This is a genomic window from Kiritimatiella glycovorans, assembly GCF_001017655.1.
GTDB lineage: Bacteria > Verrucomicrobiota > Kiritimatiellia > Kiritimatiellales > Kiritimatiellaceae > Kiritimatiella > Kiritimatiella glycovorans.
This window is the reverse complement of the sequence record NZ_CP010904.1, coordinates 1,179,407-1,198,634: the sequence shown is the minus strand read 5'-3', so window position 1 is coordinate 1,198,634 and position 19,228 is coordinate 1,179,407. Positions and strand designations below refer to the sequence as shown.

General features: G+C 63.8%; 13 protein-coding genes. 3 read left to right on the top strand and 10 right to left on the bottom strand.

Annotated elements, in window-relative coordinates:
* Positions 1-196 precede the first annotated feature (196 nt).
* Positions 197-1,225, top strand: a complete 1,029-nt coding sequence (locus tag L21SP4_RS04930) for an IS110 family RNA-guided transposase (protein WP_052881618.1) — start codon at positions 197-199, stop codon at positions 1,223-1,225.
* A gap of 802 nt (positions 1,226-2,027) precedes the next feature.
* On the opposite strand, the gene L21SP4_RS04925 is transcribed toward L21SP4_RS04930, so the two are convergent.
* The 8 genes from L21SP4_RS04925 to L21SP4_RS04890 form a co-directional block, all read right to left on the bottom strand.
* A complete protein-coding gene (locus L21SP4_RS04925) occupies positions 2,028-3,572 on the bottom strand; it encodes an Rne/Rng family ribonuclease (RefSeq protein WP_201774689.1) in 1,545 nt (514 codons plus the stop codon).
* Positions 3,573-3,643: 71 nt separating this feature from the next.
* Positions 3,644-4,780 (bottom strand): rod shape-determining protein RodA, encoded by a 1,137-nt coding sequence (rodA, locus tag L21SP4_RS04920; RefSeq protein ID WP_052881616.1) that lies wholly within the window; start codon positions 4,778-4,780, stop codon positions 3,644-3,646.
* Positions 4,773-6,608 (bottom strand): penicillin-binding protein 2, encoded by a 1,836-nt coding sequence (mrdA, locus tag L21SP4_RS04915; RefSeq protein WP_052881615.1) that lies wholly within the window; start codon positions 6,606-6,608, stop codon positions 4,773-4,775. The genes rodA and mrdA overlap by 8 nt, the downstream gene beginning before the upstream one ends.
* Positions 6,605-7,096, bottom strand: coding sequence for a hypothetical protein (locus L21SP4_RS04910; RefSeq protein ID WP_052881614.1), 492 nt, complete (start codon positions 7,094-7,096; stop codon positions 6,605-6,607). Before L21SP4_RS04910 ends, mrdA begins: the two co-directional genes overlap by 4 nt.
* A complete protein-coding gene (gene mreC / locus L21SP4_RS04905; protein WP_082116541.1) occupies positions 7,093-7,944 on the bottom strand; it encodes a rod shape-determining protein MreC in 852 nt (283 codons plus the stop codon). The genes L21SP4_RS04910 and mreC overlap by 4 nt, the downstream gene beginning before the upstream one ends.
* Positions 7,945-8,005: 61 nt before the next feature.
* Positions 8,006-9,040: a rod shape-determining protein gene (locus L21SP4_RS04900; RefSeq protein ID WP_052881612.1), complete on the bottom strand. Its 1,035-nt coding sequence runs from the start codon at positions 9,038-9,040 to the stop codon at positions 8,006-8,008.
* Between the two features lie 236 nt (positions 9,041-9,276).
* Positions 9,277-10,323 (bottom strand): tRNA (adenosine(37)-N6)-threonylcarbamoyltransferase complex transferase subunit TsaD, encoded by a 1,047-nt coding sequence (gene tsaD, locus L21SP4_RS04895; protein WP_417999894.1) that lies wholly within the window; start codon positions 10,321-10,323, stop codon positions 9,277-9,279.
* Positions 10,323-11,561, bottom strand: a complete 1,239-nt coding sequence (locus L21SP4_RS04890) for a S41 family peptidase (RefSeq protein ID WP_052881610.1) — start codon at positions 11,559-11,561, stop codon at positions 10,323-10,325. The genes tsaD and L21SP4_RS04890 overlap by 1 nt, the downstream gene beginning before the upstream one ends.
* Positions 11,562-11,689: 128 nt before the next feature.
* Here L21SP4_RS04890 and L21SP4_RS04885 point away from each other — a divergent pair, with 128 nt between their 5' ends.
* Positions 11,690-12,793 carry a tetratricopeptide repeat protein gene (locus L21SP4_RS04885; RefSeq protein WP_052881609.1) on the top strand — a complete coding sequence of 368 codons (1,104 nt, stop codon included), beginning with the start codon at positions 11,690-11,692 and terminating at the stop codon, positions 12,791-12,793.
* Between the two features lie 11 nt (positions 12,794-12,804).
* Here L21SP4_RS04885 and L21SP4_RS04880 read toward each other — a convergent pair whose 3' ends face one another.
* On the bottom strand, positions 12,805-14,112 hold the full coding sequence (locus tag L21SP4_RS04880; protein WP_052881608.1) for a ComEC/Rec2 family competence protein: 1,308 nt from the start codon (positions 14,110-14,112) through the stop codon (positions 12,805-12,807).
* A gap of 233 nt (positions 14,113-14,345) precedes the next feature.
* On the bottom strand, positions 14,346-15,641 hold the full coding sequence (locus L21SP4_RS04875; protein ID WP_052881607.1) for a tetratricopeptide repeat protein: 1,296 nt from the start codon (positions 15,639-15,641) through the stop codon (positions 14,346-14,348).
* A gap of 127 nt (positions 15,642-15,768) precedes the next feature.
* On the opposite strand from L21SP4_RS04875, the gene L21SP4_RS04870 reads away from it, so the two are divergent.
* Positions 15,769-18,966, top strand: a complete 3,198-nt coding sequence (locus tag L21SP4_RS04870) for a DEAD/DEAH box helicase (RefSeq protein ID WP_052881606.1) — start codon at positions 15,769-15,771, stop codon at positions 18,964-18,966.
* Positions 18,967-19,228: the final 262 nt, after the last annotated feature.

The following is a 19,228-nucleotide window of genomic DNA, read 5'->3' as shown; positions in this document are numbered from 1 at the left end:
TCCTTCGGGCCAGCCTATTCGCAGCGGCCGGCCGCCGGGGCACGGTCTTTTCATGTCATGGCGTTCGGGTCAATGTTTTCGGGCCGAACACAAAATGATTTAGGCGGACTGATAACCATATAGAGGTTCTTTGAAATAGACGCTGGTCGAATGCAACGTACTCTTTGTTTAAGCAAAAACGAAAGGAGTACCGGATATGCAAACGACCAGCGCAAAGGAATTGTACGCAGGAGCCGACCTGCATGGAAACAATGTTTTTCTCTCGATTTGCGACCGGGAAGGCACGGAAGTCTTCCGGCGGCGGGTACGAACCACGCTCGATGCAGTCAATGAGGCGATGGATCCCTACTGGCCGCAGGTTCAGGCGATGGGGATTGAGTCCACGTTCAACTGGTACTGGCTGGTGGACGGCTTGCGTGAGCAGAACCGGGACGTGCGATTGGGGAATCCGGCGAAGATGAAACAGTACAAGGGGTTGAAACATGCCGATGACGCATCGGATGCTCGTTGGCTGGCCGAACTGCTCCGATTGGATATTTTCCCGGAGAGCTACATTTATCCGAAGGAGGTTCGTTCGATTCGCGACGCGCTTCGACGCCGACAGCTGTTTGTCAGGCGGCGCACCCAGGTTATGCTCAGCCTGCAAAGCCTGCTGGAGCGTTACGGATTCAAGGCGCCGGGATCGCGTGCTCTTCAGCAGTGGACGCAGGCGGATGTCGAGGCGACGGGCCTTGATCCGTTCGTACAGCTTCAACTCCGCACGTTGCTTGAGGCGGTCCAGTGCAGTGAGCGGCTGGCCGGACAGATCGAATCAGCGGTGCTGGGGTTTATTGAGCCCAACCCATCGTTTGAACAGGTTCAGACCGTGCCGGGCATCGGGAAGGCGCTTGGGATGACCATCGTGCTTGAAAGCGGCAACTTCGCCCGCTTCCCGAACGCGGGATGCTACGCCTCCTACTGCCGCGCCGTCAAAAGTGAGCGAAGTTCCAACAGCAGGAAGAAAGGTGAGAACAATAAGCGCAACGGCAATCCGTTTCTCGCATGGGCTTTCGTTGAAGCCGCGAGCTTCGCTCCGCGCTTTTATCCGGAGATTCAATCCTGGTATGACCGGAAGAAGAAAAAGCGCAACGCGATTGTGGCGAAGAAGGCCTTGGCGGCAAAATTGTCCAAAGCCGTTTGGCATGTCATGAACGGGGAGGAATATGTAATGGGAATGTTGTTTTAAAACCCGATGCTGCCGGGAACCGGCTAGGGGTCTGCTTAAATCAGCGGACTGATTGGAACCGGCGGCATCGCTTCAGCTTTTGCGGTCTGTCCTGTCGTCAGCCTTCAAGGGTCTGGAAGTCTGCGTGCAGATGAACCACGGTGACTGAATAGGCAACGAGCGGGAACAAACGGTTTTCTGGCTCCAATACGAGAACGGGTGGCGGCCATGGATCTGGAAAAGATTCGCCCTCACCTAAAAACCAGATGGGTGACTGAAACAACCGCAAACGAAAACCACGGTACGGAACGCAACGGTTGAGGCGACGGTTGAATCCGATCAAAACAAGGCATGAAGGGAAGCCGCTTGATCAGCGGCACGAAGGGGACTTTTGTGTTTGACCGGAACCTCTAATGGGTGCCCCCAAATTTTGAAAAGACCGTGTCAGAAGTACGACGGATCGATTAAGCGTATCCGAGTAAAGGTGGCGGTTAAGGGGGCGACGAAGGGTCCGCTGAAGTGTGGACTGCGCCCTCCATACACTTCCACGAACCCTTAACCGCTTTCTTCACCGCAACACTTACTCGGATACACGTAATCGAACCGCTTCCTCGAGCCCTTTATCTTGTCAGTCATAGTAGTCCGGCACTCATTCCAGCGCCCCCCGAAGCTCGGAATCGCCGCCCATATGAAAAGACCGTGCCCGCCGGGCCGGCCCCGACACGCTAATTTTCGCGAGTAAGAGTACGAATTATGTTCACCCCCCTCAACCAGCCTTCATGCTCTTCATGGCCTTCATGGTGAATCCCGATATGGTGTTCCCCTACCCTTCGTGCGCCCGGAACAGCACTTCGCCGTCGTCTTCTCTGGTGATCATGAAGTCCTCCATGTGGAGGTGGGGGTCCGAAACGAAGGTCAGGTGTCCGTTAAACCGGTGCTCGAGATCGAGCAGGTCCTCTTCGTCCTCTTTCCGGAAACGGTCGAGGATACTCGGATTGACCTTCACCTTGAGGTTATGGGAGACGCGCTTGTCGCGCAGGATCGCGCTGATCCGGCGCTGGATCTCGACGCTCATGCTCAGCGGCGATTTGACCTTTCCGCGTCCTTCGCAGTAGGCGCAGTCCGTCCGCGTCGTGTCGCGCACGCTCTCCTCAACCCGCTGACGCGTCATCTCGAGCAGTCCGAGCTGTGAAATCGGCAGGACGTTGGTGCGGGCCTTATCCTTTTTCAGGCCCTCCTTCAGCATCCGGTAGACCGCCTGCTGGTCCTTTTTGCTCTTCATGTCGATGAAATCGACCACCAGCAGCCCCCCGATATTGCGCAGCCTCACCTGGCGGCTGACCTCCTGGGCCGCCTCCTTATTGACCTCGAGGATCGATTCGGCCTGTGTCTTTGAACCCTTGTGCCGGCCGGTATTCACATCAATCGCCACCAGCGCCTCGGTTTCGTCGAAGATGAGGTATCCCCCCGACTTCAGCCAGACCCGTTTTTTGAAGACGTTCTCGATCTGCTTTTCGACCTCGAAGTAGTCGAAGACCGGCGCCGATCCCTCGTAGAGTTGCACTTTGCCTTTGGCGCGGCGCGAAAAGCGCGCCACGAGCTGACGCAGCTGTTCGTATTCGTGCCGGTCATCGATATAGATGCGGTCGATGTCCTCCGTAAGCAGGTCGCGCACGGTACGCTCGGCGAGGTTGGGTTCCTGGTAGAGTCGGCAGGGGGCGGGATGCTCCCGGATTCCCTTCTCGATCTCCGTCCATATTTCCAGCAGCGTGCGCACATCGCGCACGAACGAGGTCTTGCGGGTGCCCAGCCCGGCCGTGCGTACGATCACGCCGACGTCCTCGGGGAGCGGCAGCCGGGCGAGGATCTTCTTCAGCCGGGCCCTTTCCTTCGAGTCGTCGATCTTGCGCGAGATGCCTTTCAGGCTGCTGCCGGGCATCATGACGAGGTAGCGGCCGGGGACACTGAGGTTGGCGGTGACGCGCGGCCCCTTGGTGCCGATGGCGTCCTTGGTGACCTGCACCACGATCTCGGACCCTACCGGATGGATTTTCTGCATCTCGCCGGGCTTGTACTTCTTCCGGCGTCCCCCGCCGCGTCCGCGCCCGCCCCCGTCGGCCCGTTCGAGGCGGGCCGCATCTTCGGGGATCATGTCCCAGTAATGGATGAAGGCGTTCTTTTTGAGACCGATATCGACAAACGCCGCCTGCAGCCCGTCCTCAAGGTTCTGGATTTTCCCCTTGAAGATGCTGCCGACCAGTCGCTCGGTCTCCGACCGCTCGATATGAAAATCCTCGAGCTGGCCTTCTTCGAGCACGGCGACGCGTGTCTCCAGTTTCTCCACATTGATGACAACTTCTCTCGGCATTCTACGATCCCCGGCTATTTTTTTGGATATCTTCTTCAGCATGACTCTTCCTTTCCTTGTATCGCTCACATTCACGCCCTGCGCCGGCGTCTCACGTAGACGCTCTGCACCAGCCCGAGGGCCATCATCGTACTCACCATAAAACTTCCTCCGTAACTCAGCAGCGGCAGCGGGAGACCCGTGATCGGCATCAGCCCCACGGTCATCCCGATATTGACGAACACATGGGTGAACAGCAGCACGGTCACCCCCGTCGCGAGATGGCGTCCGAACGCGTCGCGGGCGCGCAGCGCGGCGCGGCCGCAGCGCGCCAGCAGGACGCCGTACAGTCCGATCACGATCAGCGCCCCGGCAAACCCCGACTCCTCGGCCAGCACCGAAAAGATGAAGTCGGTGGGCGCGACGGTTTTCGGCAGAAACCCCAGCACGTTCTGGGTCCCCTGCATATAGCCTTTACCGAACCAGCCGCCGGAGCCGACGGCGATTTCCGACTGCAGCTTGTTCCAGCCCGCGCCCAGGGGGTCGCGGCCGGGGTCGACGAACACGAGAATACGGTTCGTCTGGTACTCCGTGAGAAAGGGGCACTGGTCCGGGAAAAATTTCAGCCAGAGGACCAGTCCCGCCACGGCGGCGAGGCCGAAGAGCACCAGTCCCGTCCAGTCGCGGAGCCGCGCGCCGCCGGCGAAGGCCATGGCCAGGCAGAGCGGGGCGAAGACCATCGCCGTCCCGAGATCGGGTTCCAGCGCGACGAGCAGAAACGGCGGCGCCGTGAGTGCGAGCGCGCCCCAGAGCGTCCACGGGGATTCGGGGTCGCGGCCGGGATCGCTGAGCCACGCGGCGAGGGTCAGCACGAGCGCGAGCTTGGCCGGTTCGGAGGGCTGGATCTGGACTCCGGCGATCGAGATCCAGCGGTTCGCGCCGTAGACGGACTTTCCGACGAAGAGCACCAGCACGAGCGCGGCCAGCGCCGCGAGGTAGACGGGGGCGGCGTACTTGCGCAGCATGCGGTAATCGATCAGGGCCACCCCCGCAAAGCAGACGAGACCGATCACGCACCACATCAGCTGGCGCCGGAACAGCGAAGCGCTGCCCAGCGCGTCGGACGCGCTGTAGATGAACAGGCATCCCGCCGCCATCAGCAGCAGGATCGCGCACGCGCCGATCCAGTCCAGCGCGGCGAGGCGGCCCGGGATGGAGGCTTTACGCATCGTGCGCCTCCCCGCCGGTCTCCGGTCCGTTGAAAAGGTGCTCCATCAGCATCCGCATCTTCGGCCCGACGGTCCGTCCGCCGGAGTCCGCATCGTCGACCACGAACGCGACGGCGTAGCGCGGCTGTTCGTAGGGGGCGAAGGCGATCATCCAGCCCCTCTTTTTTCCTTCCTCCTTACGACCGTATTCCGCCGTGCCCGTCTTGCCGGCATAGACGAGGCCGTCGACGCGCGCGCGCTTCCCGGTGCCGCGCGGCGACATGATGACATCGCGCATGCCCGCGCGTACCAGGTCGAGCGGCAGTTCGAGCCAGTTCATCGTGCCCACCCGGCGGACGGGCTCCGGGTCGAAGTCGCGGGCGTCGGCGGGACGGCGCCCCAGCACCAGGCGCGGCTCGTAGACCGTGCCTCCGTTGGCGAGGGCCGAGGCGACCATCGCCATCTGGAGCGGGGTCGTCAGCAGGAACCCCTGCCCGATGGCGTAGTTGCAGGTGTCGCCCTTCGTCCACGGCGCGCCGTACCGTTCGCGCTTCCATTCCGGATCGGGAACCAGTCCCGGGCTTTCGGCGCGCAGTTCGATCCCCGTTCGCTCGCCGAGTCCGAGGGCCCGTGCATTGGCGGCGATCACCTCCGGCCCGACCTCCATGCCGAGCCGGAAAAAATACACATTGCAGGAATGCTCGATCGCCTGCCGCAGGCTGAGGCGGCCGTGTCCCCCGCGCTTCCAGCAGTGGAACACGGCGCGCCCCAGCTTCAGGTAGCCCGGGCAGTCGTAGATCTCCCGCGCCAGCGACGGCCGGCGCTGCATGGCCGCGAGGGCGACGACGGGTTTGAAGGTGCTGCCGGGCGGATAGGCTCCGGCGACGGCCCGGTTCACCAGCGGCCGGTCGGGATTCTTGCGCAGCGACGCCCACAGGTCCGCGGGAATGGCGGGAATGAAGTCGTTCAGGTCGAATCCCGGCGCACTGGCCATCGCCAGGATGTCGCCGTTGCGCGGATCGGCCACCACGACCGCGCCGGGGATCGCACCGAGGGCCTCGTGCGCGGCCCGCTGAATGTCGATGTCGATCGCCAGGCGCACGTCCCCCCCCCGCAGCGGCGGTCGTTCGGCGACCACTTCGTGGCGGTATCCCGAGACTTCGATGCGCACCAGTTTCCCGCCGGCCGCGCCCTGCAGCAATTCGTCGCAGGTCGCCTCGATGCCCCGCCGCCCCTCCATCTCCGGGAGGTAGTAATCGTAGGGGTTCTCGCCGTCCGCGGGCGGATCGGCCCGTCCCACGTACCCGATCAGGTGCGCGGCCACGTCATGCGCGGGATAGCGGCGCCAGGCGACCGGGTAGAGTCCCATGCCGCGCTTATCGGCGACCTGTTCCGACCAGTGCGCCACGGCCGCCGCGTCGAGATCGCGCCAGACGATCAGCGGGAGCGGGCGGCGTTTGTAGAGGTGGGTGCGCAGATCCTCCTCGTCCACCTGCGCGGGCCGTCCGAGGATGGTTCCGATCCGTGCGATCCGCTCCATGGAGGCCTCGACCACGTCGCGCCGGCCGCTGATCTGGCGGATCTCCTCCGGGTAGAGCGCGAGGTGATAGACCGCGCGGTTGTCGGCCAGGGGTGCGCCGTGGCGGTCGCTGATCCTTCCGCGCAGGCCGGGCATGCGGATGCGCCGCAGGCTCTGACGCTCCATGCGGTCCCGGTAATGCCCGCTGCGGTGCACCTGCAGCCGGAAGAGCTGCACGGCCAGCACGAGCAGTCCGAGGCCCATCGCCGCGCCTACGAGGTATAACCGGAGCGGTCCGGCGGGACCGCCTGTCCGCAGGCGCATTTTCATGACCCCTCTCCCGGAAGTGCACCGCGCGCAGGGCGCATGATACGGAACAGGATGGGGACGACGAGGGCGCCCGCCAGCGCGGCACGGCCCAGCTGCAGCCAGGCGCGCCGCATGAGCACCATGTCGCCTGCGCCGGCCTGCCAGATCACGTAAACCATTCCGGCGAGCACGACCCCCAGGGCGCCGCACACCATCTGGGTGACGAACTGCTCGGTCAGCGTATGACGTCGGATACGCCAGATCAGCAGGGCGGCGATCACGAATCCCGCGACCGAACCTCCGGGCGGACCCAGATCAAGCGTATCGCGAAGCAGCCCCGTCACGGCCGCCAGGGCGAGCAGCGGCTTCAGCGGCCATGTCAGCGCGGCGGCCGCGGTCAACCCCCAGAGCAGCGGCACCCGCCATTCGGGGAACACGCCCATAACGGGAAGGCCGCTCTCCAGCACGGCGGCGAGCCATACGGCGGGGACGAGCCAGATACGTCTCACGGGGCACCTCCCTGCAGCGGTTCCGGAGACGGCGGTTTTTTCGCGCCGAGGACGAAGGCGAAGCGGAGTCTGCCCAGATCCGCTTTAGGTACGACGCCGGCCGACTGGTACAGGCCCGACCGATCGGTGCGGACCTCCTCCACGTAGCCGATCACGAGCCCTTCGGGGTAGATGCCCCCGAGCCCCGAGGTCACCACCGTGTCGCCGCGCCGCACCTCGACGTCCTTGTTGATGAATTCGATCCTGCAGGTGGGCCGCCCCCCTTCCGAGCCGCGTCCTTTCACGACCCCGTACGACCCCGCCCGAACCAGGCGCGCGGAGATCCAGGAGGAGGGATCCGAGAGCAGCCGCACTTCGCAGGACATGGCGTTCACCTCTGCGGTACTGCCCACCAGGCCGTCGGGGGAGACCACGGCGCGTCCCGGCCGGACGCCGTCGCGCGATCCGCGGTTGAGTCGCAGGGTGCGCCACCAGCCGCTGATTCCGCGGCCCACGACTTCGCAGGCGATCATCGGCCGCCCGGTACTCCGGAAGAAGGCGAGCTGTTCGCGAAGTTCCCGGTTCTCGCGCTCCAGGGTCTCCATGGCGCGCAGGTCGGTCTGCAGCTCCACGATCTCTTCCGAGAGCTGCTGATAGCGTTCGACCAGCCCCCCCATGCCGCGCACCGTCCGCCAGCCCTCACGGACCCGGGCGGCGCCGCGGATCAGGACGGACTGGACGGGCGTGACGAGACGGCGGGCGGCGCCCTTGAGCGGCCGTACGGCCGGGGCGGGCAGCAGCCAGAGCCCCGCCGCCAGCGCGGCCGCCAGCAGCGCGATTCCCATTGCTTTCGTTCGCCGTCGCCTCATCCAAACCTGTCCGTTCTGGAGACGGAGGGGCGGACGTACCGGCAGTTCCGAGTGGGCAGACTCAGCGGTGCTGATCCGAACCGGTCATCCTTCGCAGGAAATCCAGTTCGTGCAGCACCACTCCCGTGCCCTCGGCCACGGCGCTCAGGGGATCTTCGGCGATATGGACCGGCAGGCCGGTCTCTTCGGAAATCATCTTGTCCAGTCCGCGCAGCATGGAGCCGCCGCCGGCGAGCACCATCCCGCGGTCGACCAGGTCGGCCGACAGTTCGGGCAGACATCGTTCCAGGGCCACCCGGACCGTATCGACGATCGCCGATACCGGTTCCTGCAGGGCCTGGCGCACTTCTTCCGAATTCAGCGTCAGGGTCTTGGGAAGACCTGCCACCAGGTCGCGACCCTTGACTTCCATCGAACTCTCGTCGCCCGCCGGGATGGCCGAGCCCAGAGTTATTTTAATGTTTTCCGCCGTTCGATCTCCGATGAGCAGGTTATAAGTCCGCTTCAGATACTGCGTGATCGCCTCATCCATCTCATCTCCGCCGACGCGGACACTCCGGCTGAATACGATCCCGGCCAGGGAGATCATGGCCACCTCTGTGGTGCCTCCCCCGATATCCACGACCATATTCCCGGCCGGTTCCTGCACCGGCAGGCCCACGCCTATCGCAGCCGCCATCGTCTCTTCGATCAGGAACACATCGCGCGCTCCGGCGTGGAGCGCGGAGTCCTTGACGGCGCGTTTCTCAACCTCCGTAATACCGCTGGGAACGGCCACAATCACGCGGGGACGTATCCACCGCCTGCGATTGTGGACCTTGCGTATGAAGTACCTGAGCATGGCCTCGGTGATCTCGAAATCCGCGATCACCCCGGCCTTCAGCGGCCGTATCGCCACAATGCTCCCCGGTGTGCGCCCCAGCATGCGCTTGGCTTCGTCGCCGACCGCGAGGACCCTGCTCGTCCCCTCCTGCACGGCCACCACCGAGGGTTCCCGCAATACAATACCCCGGTCCCTTACATAGACCAGGGTGTTCGCGGTTCCCAGATCAATACCGATGTCACTGGAAAAAAGTCCGAATAGACGGCTCAGCATGTTCCATCCTCTTCCCTTGCCGACTGAAATCAATTCCTGACTTTCATCAAATCTTAACCCGCGGTCAAGTCGAAAGACCGCGCGGGGAATGAGCATTCATTCGGGGAGCACCTGAGTTCCACACGGGGACACCCGGAAAAAATCGTACTCGTACTCAGCGAAGCGGTACTCGTACTGAACCCATGCGTGAAGGCAGGAATTCTGTTTTACAGCCGAACTGAATCCCGGATGCGCAATCATTCCACGCCCAGAACGGGATCGATATCCTGCGGATCCCGCACGGCGGCGTCGCGTTCGATTCCGCTGAGCGCGGCGCCGGCGATCATGGCGGCGTTATCCGTGCAGTATTCCGGAGGGGCGTGACAGACGGGCCGTCCTGCTTCGGCGGCGATCTGTTCCAGGCGCGCCCGCAGGCGCCGGTTGCGCGCGACGCCGCCGGAGCAGGCGAGGCTCCGGATCGAGGGCTCGCGGCAGGCGCGCTCGACCCGGAGCGCCAGCGCCTCGCACACCGCATATTCGTAGCTGGCGGCGAGGTCTTTCAATGCGTCTCCGCGGGCCAGTCCGGGATCGTCCCGAAGCCGGTAGAGGAGCGAAGTCTTCAGTCCGCTGAAACTGAAACAGAGGCGCGGGTCCAGCGAACCGGAGGGCTGAGATCGCTCCCCGCCCCGCCCCAGGGGAAACGCCAGTGCGTGGGGGTCCCCGCCCCGGGCCGCCCGCTCGATGGCGGGCCCTCCGGGATACCCGAGCCCCATGAGCGTGGCGCCCTTGTCGAGCGCCTCGCCCGCCGCGTCATCCAGCGTCCGGCCCAGGACGCGATAGGCCCCCGGCCCGTCCACACGGACCAGCGCGGTGTGGCCTCCGGAGACCAGCAGGGTGAGCATCGGGCAGGCCTCTTCCGGATCGGGCGCGTTTTCAGGGAGGAACGTTGACAGCAGGTGGGCCTCGAGATGATTGACGCCGTAGAGCGGAACACCGAGCCGGAGCTTCAGTCCCCAGGCCGCGGACAGCCCCACGAGCAGTGAACTCGCCAGACCCGGCCCGCGCGTTACGGCCAGCGCATCGATATCCCCCCACCCGCAGTCCGCGTCCCGGAGCGCCTGTTCGAGGATCGAGGGCAGTTTCCGGAGATGATCGCGGGAGGCGATCTCGGGCACCACCCCCCCGTACGGGCGGTGGCGGTCGATCTGGGAGTACACGGCCGAGGACAGGATGCGCGGCCCGGTTGCGGCCACGGAGGCCGCGGTTTCGTCGCAGGAGGTCTCGATAGCCAGCATACGCATGATCAGTGCGCCCTCCCGCGGTCGATGAGGATGCCCTTCAGCACGCCCAGCGCGCGTTCCATCTGAAGGTCGGCGGGAGCGTCCGGTTCTCCTCCCTCCGCTTCCTGCAGGTGCGCCATTCTTATCCGCCGCCACGTCCCGGCCTCCATGGGCACCTCGATATCCGGCGTCAACCCGACTTCATGGATGCAGCGGTTGGAGGGCGTATAGTACAGGGCCGTGGTAAGCCGCAGGGCCGAACCGTCATCGAGCGGGAGCAGGGACTGCACGGAACCTTTCCCGAAGCTGGGAGCGCCGATGAGGACGGCGCGGTCGTGATCCTGCAGCGCGCCGGCGACGATTTCCGAAGCGCTCGCCGACCCGCCGTTGATCAATACCGCCATCGGCATGTCCGGATACTCCGGCCGCCGCGTGATCCGGTACGTTTCCTCCTCTTCCTCGCGGCGGCCGCGGACGCGCACCACGTCATCGCCCCGGTCCAGAAAAAGTTCGCTCACCGTGACCGCGGAGCGGAGCAATCCGCCGGGATTGCCGCGCAGATCGAGGACCAGGGCCTTCATGCCCTCGTCGCGAAGCGTACGCAGTTCTTCCCGCAGCCGCTCCGCCGCCGGTTCGTCAAACTGGGTCAGGCGGACGTAGGCGATCCCCTCCTCCGCCATCGCCGCGTCCTTGACGCTGCTCACTTCGATTTCGTCGCGGACGATCTCGATCGAGAGATGGCTTTCGTTCTCCGGACGATACACCTTGAGCTTCACGGGGGTTCCGGGCTCGCCCCGGAGCAGCGAGGACGCCTCATCGAGAGAGACCCCTTCAACCGGGTCCCCGTCGATGGCCACGATCCGGTCGCCGGGCAGAAGACCCGCCTCGAACGCGGGGGTATCCTCGATGGGGGCCACGATCGTCAGCATGCCCTCGCGCGAACTGATCACCACCCCCACCCCGCCGAAACGGCCCTCCATGTCGTCTTTCATGCGGGTGTATTCGTCGTCCTCCATGTAGCGGCTGTAGGGGTCCAGCGCCTGAAGCATCCCGTCCAGGGCGTGCGTCACCAGTTCCTCGTACCGCAATTCGTTGGTGGTTACGTAGTGATGTCTGACCTGCTCGAGCACCGCGGTGAACTTGGCCATGGGGCCGTACGGCCGATCGTCCCCGCTTCGGCCGGGGTCCTCCGCGGCACTCGTGCCCCCCCCGATCAGCAGCAGTCCCGAAAGAATGAATAGTTTACGTCTTTTCTTGTGCATACCCCCCCCTGCTGAGGCATAGTATTTCATCGTGAGTGTGACGCAATACCGATCGAGAACGAATTGAGGCCATGCCGCGCGACCGTTTGCGCGCATGTCCGCTTGTCCAACGGTTGATCTGATTCGATATGCAGAAAAAAGAAGGTGATATCTATTCGGGGGCCAGTTCGGGGCATGAGCCGGGTCCGCCGTCCGCGGGGCGCGACCGGGAACTTCCCCAGCAGTGGCGGAAGGATTACCTCAAGAGCCGGTTCTGGTCGTTCTTTCTCGGTCTGGTCGTCTTTGCGTTCATCGTTGCCGTCGTCTGGCTGCTGATCGACAACTACCTTCAGAACCGGATGCAGAGCGCGGATTACCGGGCCTCGCAGCTCCGCACGCCGCAGAACAAAGTCCCGCGCTACGGGCTGTCGCTGGGCACGGACTGGGTACTCGACTACGAGAGCGATCTCAATCTGTTCGAAGAGATCGGCACGAACTGCCCCTTCGACGTGCACTGGCTCAAGCGCGCCGCCTATCATGTCATCATGGGGGAACAGGCCTTTCAGATGCAGAAGACGGCGGCCGCCGAGGAGCACTTCAGCAAGGCGCAGAAGATCTTTCCCGAACTCCGGGGCCTCAACCAGCCGCTGGGGAACATCTACCTGCAGCAGCGGGATTACGACCGGGCGGTGACGGCCTTTGAGCGCGCGGCCGAATCCGGGCAGCTCACATACCGGCTCGCCAACAATATCGGGGCCGCCTGCATGGGGGCCGGCCAATATGAAAAGGCCGAGTTCTATCTCAAGAAGGCGCTCGATCTCCGCAAGGACTACGCCGAGTCCTATAAGAACCTGGCGCTGCTGTACCGCCGGATGAAGCAGCCGGAGGAGAGCATCACCTATTTTGAACGTTACCTTCAGTTGAATCCCGGCGATCTGGATACCACGCAGGTTTATGCCCTTTACCTGACCTCCGAAGGGCGCTGGAAGAAGGCGGCCGCCATTTTGCGAGGGTTGAACGAGAAGCTTCCCGAAGTGGCCCCTCTGTATTTTCTCCGCGCGCAGGTCGAGATCCAGCTTGGCAATCATAACGTGGCCGTGGACGCGCTCAAGCGCGGCATCCAGCTGGTCGATTCCAGTTACGCCCTCGGCTGGATGTCCAAGGACGACTTCGATGTGATCCGCGACAGTACGGAATTCCAGAAGCTCCTGTCGCAGATGGACATGAACGACCTCTCCATGCAGGAGGATTGAGGTCCGGCTCATCACGCAATCGCCATCCGACCCAGGAGGCCGCGTATCGCGGTTGCAACCACGGCCAGCATGACCAGACCGGCCCCCTGCCTGCGCACGGCGGGCCGGGATGCGAAAAGCGCCATCCCCCAGCCCGAATACCAGAGCAGCGCATCCGTCGCAGACGGCGGAGCCACCGCACAGCAGATCCCGGGCATTTCCGCCGCCCGGGCGAGCAGGTGGTCCACCGCGCCGATCAGCACCCCGGCCGCGTGATTGTACACCTCCGCCCACAGGGGCCAGAACCAGCCCAGCGTCAGCGATAACACCCCCGCGAGTACCACGAGCGTAATCACGGGCAGGATGCAGGTATTGATCAGCGGGGCCGCGGGACAGAGTCGACCGAAAAAGGCTGCGCAGAAGGGAGCCAGCGCGATCCAGGCTCCAAGCGACACGCTCAGGAGCGTGACCGCGCCCGGCACGTACCTGAATGAGTCAGCGATGCCGGATCGTCTGAACGCTTCGTTCAATCTTCCGGTGCACGCGAGTATTCCGGTCACCGCCACAAACGAGAGGATGAACCCCGGCGAACCGAGCTGTCCGGGATCGACCATGAGCACAATCATCGCCGCGAGGGCCACCGCGGACCACGGATCCGGTCTTCTCCGCAGGGCGGGTGCGCCCCAGTACAGAAGGGCCATCAGCGCGGCCCGGGAGGCGCTGGGCCTCACGCCCGTGACGGCGAGAAACCCGGCGAGCAGAGGCGCGAGCAGGAAGATCCAGTGCTTCCGCCCCACCCCCGCGCTGCGCAGCAGCGTGATGAACAGCAGGGAGAGAAGTCCCGTATGCAGCCCCGACAGGGCAAAGATATGCCTCGTGCCCGTCCTCTCATACACCCGCAGCCGATCGCGTCCCAGCCCGTCCCGTTTGCCGAGAAGCAGGGCCTGCAGCAGCACGTGTTCGTCATGATGCGGTTCCAGCCCGAGGCGGAGTATTTCCGCCGCCCCCTCCCGGATTCCGGCCGCAGGCGGACCGGGCTCTGCCCGGCGCCCCCTGCTCCAGTACGCACCGTGAAGCAACTCCGGCCGATTCTCGCGCTCCATTCCGCCTCGCGCCATAGCGACGCAGATCACGGCCAGCGCCAGCGCGGCGTTCGCCGCCGCGGCGGGCAGTCTGAGCGCAGCCAGCAGCAGAAGCGCCCCTGCGACGCAGCATACGCAGATCGGCACGGTCAGGACGGATGCCAGCCAGAGGCCGGAGATGAAACTGATCGTAAGACCCGCCAGCGGTCTTCGCGCGACAGCGTGATGGGTCGGGTTCGAAATCACAATCCTGCTCATAATCCTATCAGGAGTAGAAAAGGCGGGGACCGACTTCGATGAATTCAGGGTTTTGCGCACAGAACGGGTGAGACTTGTGAATAACCGAGAGGTCGGAGTTTCGGGTCTTCCGCGTTTAACTCGCTCGAGAGGAAGACTTTACGGTCTGGATTACAAGCCGTTTACAGGTTATTCACAGGAAGGGGAGAGGCTGATGATAACTTCGGATTACGATAAAAAGCCGTGAAGACTCATCATTCGGTCTCTTCGAACAGCTGATCCTCGAAGGCCTTCATGCCGAATTCCAGTTCTTTCATCGACTTGGGCGTCTCGATGACTTTCTTCTTTTTCTTCTGCGCCTCTTCGGCCGAAGCCATCTCGCCCGCCTTGGAGCCCTGGACCATACGCTGGGCGAAACCCTGGAACAGGTGGCTTTCGCGGATCGGGTTGAACTCGTCCACGCCGAGCCATGCGATGACCCGGGCATCGCCGAAGTTGGAGGAAGCGAGTTCGAGGGCGATGACCGACTGCACCGGTTTCTCCATCTGGGCATTACAGACGGCGGCGCGGTAGTAGTGGCGCCATTCATCCGGCTGCAGTTCCATCAGCCGCGTATAGCGAGGGATCGCCTTTTTGTACTCTTCCTTCTGGTAGTAGATATTGGCCATGCCGTTCAGGGCCTCGATATGGCCTGAATTGACCTTCAGGATGGTTTCGTAGTGCTCCAGCGCCTTGTCCAGGTCTCCGAGTTGAAAGCGGACGCGGGCCGCGATTTCCAGGGCCTCAATGTTGTGCGGTTCATCCGTGGTTATCCACTCGGCGACGTACCGGGCAGCCTCGAATTCATGCGCGTTCTCGAGCGCACTCGCGAGCATGAGCCGCAGTTCCCGCCGATCCGGATCGGTGTTCAGGGCCGGGACCAGCAGGTCCACGGCACGGAGGTGCTCCTCGTTCTGCATGGCCATCCGCGCCATCATGACCCGCGCCTCCTGGTGTCCGGGGTCCGCCTCCAGCGCGTCGCGCAGCCGCTGTTCCGCCTCCTTGCGACCTTCCCACCGGAGCAGGTTCACCGCGGATCGGGTGGCCGCGTCGGCATCCTTCCACTTCTTGATCATGAACGGCATCTGGTCCGTGCGCGAGATATCGAAGACCGGGGCCTCGCCCGCGCTGCGCTTCTTCAGCCGTTCGAGCTGAGCCTGCGTCTCCTGCAGCTCTTCGCTCAGGCGCATGTTCCCGGAGGCGAGGTAGGATTTGAGCGTCCACAGTCCCGCGATGACGATGGCGGCGAGACAGGCCCATTTAAACAGGAACAGCAGCGGGATCACGTTCCGCTCCTGTTCGTCGCGATCCACCTTTTCCTTACTGTGACGGGAATGGGCGCGACGCTCGTACGACGACCTGCGCTTGTGTCCGGTCATCTCCTCCTGAAGGGTGCGGTACTTGGGGCCGCCCCCGTAGAGCCCGTCTTGCGGGTTCTGACCGGCCTCATCCTTTGATCGGGAATCCGGGTCGTCCCCGTCATTCCCGCGCTTTTTGCGGAACCATTTCATAGCCGGCGATCATCGGTTTGAAGACTTGATTTGTCAAGCGCGAGGGGGGCGGGACGCCCCTATTTTAATGAATTAATTCTGGGAGGCCCTCCCGCGATTTCGTAACCTGCCCTGATTGTATAACGCCATGAATCTGCCTTTCACACAGAAAATGCTGCGCGAGTGGGCCGGTCCCCGGACGTTCAGGGACGCCTGGATGCTCTTCGACAACAACCGCGTCGAGCGGGTCCACTACGACCCGCCGTACGTTTACGGCGTGCTGGGCATCGGTTCGCGCGGACTTCGGTGCAAGTTCGAACTGCTGCCCGACGGGCTGATCGAGAATCACTGTCCCTGCCGGGCCAACCAGGAACAGGGGGTCATCTGCACCCATGTCATCGCACTGGGGCTGGCCCTGCTGAGGCGGAACTCGGATCCGGACCGCCGGCGGCGGGCCGAGGAGGAGCAGCGGCGGGCCGAGCGCATGGCGCGCTACAGTGAAGAGGATTACCTTCCCCGCGTCGACCCGGGCACGCCCGGTGCCCGCCGGGCCCGGCTGCACCTCACCCTGTTGCGGAACTGGACCGCACCGGACCGCAACGGCCCCATTCCCCTGCGCTGCGAGGTCTCGATCGAGGACGCCCCACCCCGCGCCCCGGAGGAGATACCCGCTTCCCCTCCCCTCGCCTTCAGCCGGGACGAACAGAACCTGCTCTACGTGATCGAGGACATCTGCGAAGGGCCGGCGCGGCGCGATATCGGGGTCAGCGCCGCGGACCTGATCAATCTGCTCGAACTCGATACCGATCCGCCGCTGAGGCTTGAGGGCGGCAACGGCAGGATCACCAGAGCCTGCGATCCCGTACCGTCTTCGCTCCGCATCGGACTCGATCCGCACAGCGGCGAGCTGGAGGTCTCGATCTACGCCGAACTGCCGGAGGGCGCGGAAAGCGAAATTCCGGTCTACATCATCTCGGGAACGCGCGGCTGGCTCTTTGCCCGCGGCTGTTTCCATCCGCTCTCCCACGTGCTCCCTCCACCGCTGCATTCCATCTATAAAGAACCGATCCGGATCCCGCGCGAGTCGGTGCCCGCCTTTTTCCGGCGTGAACTGCCGATGCTCAGAAACCACATTCCGGTGATCGAGGATATCTCGGAGGATCAGTTCACCTTCGATCCCGAGGCCGCCGCGTTCCATCTCGTGGTCAAAGGAAGCCCCGGAGCGGTCACCGCGAAGCTCTACGCGCTCTACGGCGACCTCCGCCTCGTGGCGGGCCGCGCCGCGCCGGAAGGTCACTTCGCGCATCCGGATCCCGAGGACATGCTTCGCTACACGGTGCGCAACGAACACGGCGAGAGCGATGCGCTCGACCTGCTCGCCGGCTTCGGTTTCGAAGGAGAAGCCGGCGACGGCCTGGGGTCGATCGAAGGGCGCCGGGAAGTGCTCAATTTCTTCGCGCGCGACCTTCCCCACATACGGCGCAAGGGCTGGAGCATCGAACTGGAGGGCCCGGTGTCCGAAACCATGAACACGACCGAACGGGTCACGCCCTCGATCGACATACGCGACGATTCCGGCGGCTGGTTTGAAATCGGGATCGAATTCGCCGGCGACCGCGGGGCGAGCATTTCCTCGTCGGAGGTCCAGGAGGCCCTGCGCAAGGGGGAGGCCTACGTCCAGCGCGGCGACCAGACCATTCTGCTCGACGCCGACGCGATCGAATCGATGTACGGCGTCTTTTCGGAGTGCCGCGCCCGCGACGGCAATCGGCCGGGCACGTTCCGTCTCGACGGGCTTTACACCGGCTATGTGCAGTCCTCGCTCGATTCTCTGGAGGGCGTCGGCGTGCAGTCGACGCCCGACTGGCTGGACCGCGCGCGCCGGCAGAACCGGGATGTGCGCATGGAGCCGGTCGAACTGCCCGGGGAACTCGAAGGGGTGCTGCGCGATTACCAGCGCACCGGAGTGTCGTGGCTGCGCTTCCTCGAACAGACCGGCTGCGCGGGCATCCTCGCCGACGAGATGGGCCTCGGAAAAACGGTCGAGGCCCTCGCCTGGATGCGGCTGGAACGGGACCGTGAGGAGGCCCGCGGCGGGCCGGCGCTGGTGGTCTGCCCTACGAGCCTGGTCGAGAACTGGGAAGAGGAGGCGCAACGGTTCACGCCGGACCTGAAACCGCTCAACCTGACCGGTCCGGAGCGCCACGATCGCTTTCCGTCGTTAACGGATCATGACCTCGTCATTACCTCCTACGCCCTGCTGCGGCGCGATATCGACCGCTATCTCGAGCACGACTTCTCGATTGCGATTCTCGACGAGGCCCAGCACATCAAGAACCGCAACACGCGCAACGCCATCGCCGCCAAAAAGATCCGCGCCCACCACCGCCTGGTGCTCACCGGCACGCCGCTCGAGAACAGCGTCTCCGACCTGTGGTCGATCATGGATTTCCTCATGCCCGGCTACCTCGGCCCGCATAAAATCTTCCGCGAGGACTTCGAAAAACCGATCGCCCGTGGCGGCGCCGAGGCGGACGAGGCGCAGATCAGGCTGCGGCGCAAGATCCACCCGTTCCTGCTGCGCCGGATGAAGCGTGACGTCGCCTCCGATCTGCCCCCCAAGATTCAGAAGGTGGCGCACTGCCACTTCACGCCGGACCAGCAGGTGGTGTACCGACAGCTCCTGGAGCAGTCCAAAAAACGGGCGGAAAAGCTCGTGGCCGACCAGGGGTTCCAGCGGTCCCGGATGCAGATCTTCCAGATGCTGCTGCGCCTCCGGCAGACCTGCTGCCATCTCGATCTGCTCAAGCTCAGCAATCTCGACGCGAAGGCACCCTCCGGGAAAATGGATCTCTTCTTCGAGATGCTCGACGAGGCGCTCGACGGAGAACACCGTGTCCTCGTCTTCAGCCAGTTCACCTCGATGCTCGCGATACTGCGCCGGGAACTGGAGGACCGGAAGCTCGAATACTGTTATCTCGACGGCTCCACGAAGGATCGGATGACGATCGTTCGCCGTTTCAATACCGACCGCTCGATCCCGGTCTTCCTGATCAGCCTCAAGGCCGGAGGGACGGGGCTCAATCTCACCGGAGCCGACACGGTCATTCACTTCGATCCCTGGTGGAACCCCGCCGTCGAAAACCAAGCCACCGATCGCGCCTACCGCATCGGCCAGACCCGCACGGTCTACGACGTCAAACTGATCACGAAAAACAGCGTCGAAGAGAAGGTCCTGGCCATGCAGGAGCGCAAGCAGAAGATTATCGACGCGACCCTCGAACAGCAGGAGGAAAGCGGGGAGACGCTGAACTGGGATGATGTGAAGGAACTGCTGGAAATGTGAGAATAAGGCTGAGCGAGAAACCTGATGCCTGAAACCTGAGCAAGAAATCAGGAACCACCGGGGCCCTGGCGGCTGGACCGGAAATCCGCTCGCGTCATAACGTACCCGTACCCGATTTCCTCGAATCGGGGGCTCGGGATCGCGCCTTCGGCGCTCCGAGTACGCGTACGAGTACGAAAACCAATTAGGTACACCCGCCTCAACCCACCTGCGTGCTCTTCATGTCCTTCATGGTAAATCCCATCCTCTCCCCACGATCGCG

What these genes read in the sequence shown, in the direction of transcription:
- L21SP4_RS04930 (WP_052881618.1), top strand. Translation starts at nt 197, where the DNA reads ATGCAAACGACCAGCGCAAAGGAATTGTACGCAGGAGCCGACCTGCAT.
- L21SP4_RS04875 (WP_052881607.1), bottom strand. Translation starts at nt 15,641, where the DNA reads ATGAAATGGTTCCGCAAAAAGCGCGGGAATGACGGGGACGACCCGGAT.
- rodA (WP_052881616.1), bottom strand. Translation starts at nt 4,780, where the DNA reads ATGCGTAAAGCCTCCATCCCGGGCCGCCTCGCCGCGCTGGACTGGATC.
- mreC (WP_082116541.1), bottom strand. Translation starts at nt 7,944, where the DNA reads ATGAGGCGACGGCGAACGAAAGCAATGGGAATCGCGCTGCTGGCGGCC.
- L21SP4_RS04880 (WP_052881608.1), bottom strand. Translation starts at nt 14,112, where the DNA reads ATGAGCAGGATTGTGATTTCGAACCCGACCCATCACGCTGTCGCGCGA.
- mrdA (WP_052881615.1), bottom strand. Translation starts at nt 6,608, where the DNA reads ATGAAAATGCGCCTGCGGACAGGCGGTCCCGCCGGACCGCTCCGGTTA.
- L21SP4_RS04925 (WP_201774689.1), bottom strand. Translation starts at nt 3,572, where the DNA reads ATGCCGAGAGAAGTTGTCATCAATGTGGAGAAACTGGAGACACGCGTC.
- L21SP4_RS04890 (WP_052881610.1), bottom strand. Translation starts at nt 11,561, where the DNA reads ATGCACAAGAAAAGACGTAAACTATTCATTCTTTCGGGACTGCTGCTG.
- L21SP4_RS04900 (WP_052881612.1), bottom strand. Translation starts at nt 9,040, where the DNA reads ATGCTGAGCCGTCTATTCGGACTTTTTTCCAGTGACATCGGTATTGAT.
- L21SP4_RS04885 (WP_052881609.1), top strand. Translation starts at nt 11,690, where the DNA reads ATGCAGAAAAAAGAAGGTGATATCTATTCGGGGGCCAGTTCGGGGCAT.
- L21SP4_RS04870 (WP_052881606.1), top strand. Translation starts at nt 15,769, where the DNA reads ATGAATCTGCCTTTCACACAGAAAATGCTGCGCGAGTGGGCCGGTCCC.